Annotated in this window: 1 protein-coding gene; it reads right to left on the bottom strand. The window is 64.1% G+C overall.

Annotation, left to right across the window (positions count from 1 at the left end; translation table 11 throughout):
• Nucleotides 1-157 precede the first annotated feature (157 nt).
• Nucleotides 158-727, bottom strand: a 570-nt coding sequence (zapE, locus tag AC5LUJ_RS17730) for an AFG1/ZapE family ATPase (protein ID WP_493465327.1), incomplete at its 5' end; no start/stop codon positions are given.

Below are 727 nucleotides of genomic sequence, written 5' to 3'. Positions count from 1 at the left end.
TGACGTGGGCACCCGACGGTCGCGCGACGTTTGCCTACGGACCGTCCAAAAAGACCGATGAACCACACATCGTCTGGCTGGAAGTCGGCACCCACGATATATTTTAACAAAATTATCCAGCGGCGCGGGCCACCCATTCGATCCAAGTGATAGCGTATTAATGAATGCGACATTCCTGGCCATGACAAGGGCGCGGCGAGACCACGGACAGCAGGGAGAGTCGGCTGGCGATCCGCCCGATGTCGGGCGGCAGATCATCGCCGTGGAGCACATCCACCAGCGGCGCGGACGCGACGAGGAACAGCCGCACGTCCTCGTCGCAGAGAATGTCGACAAGATTGGCGAATCGTTGCCGGGCGTCCCGGCCGACCTCCGCGAGACGCGGCAACCTGGAAATCACCCAGGTCGTGAAGCGGCCGGTGAGAATCAGATAGTCCGTCGCGGACCTGGCCGTGTCGCACAGATCGAAGAAATCGAACCAGACGAGGTCGCCGCGGGCCGTCAAGGCCCGGATCCGCCGGTCGCCCACGTCGAGTGCGGTGGTTTCCGCCTCGGCCGGGGCCGTCAGGCCGGCGTCATGGAGCTGGGCGTCCGTGCCAGGCCACATGTAGACACCGGTCTCGAACCGCGACCGGGGCTCACCCGACCAGGACCGGCCGCGGTAGTCCCGTGAACCGGCAAGCTCGACCACGTCCATCGTCTGTCCGATCTTCTCGATCATGGGAAC

This window comes from Protofrankia sp. CiP1_Cm_nod3, from assembly GCF_982290655.1.
The sequence above is the reverse complement of the archived record's forward strand: the minus strand, read 5'-3'. Positions and strand labels throughout refer to the sequence as shown.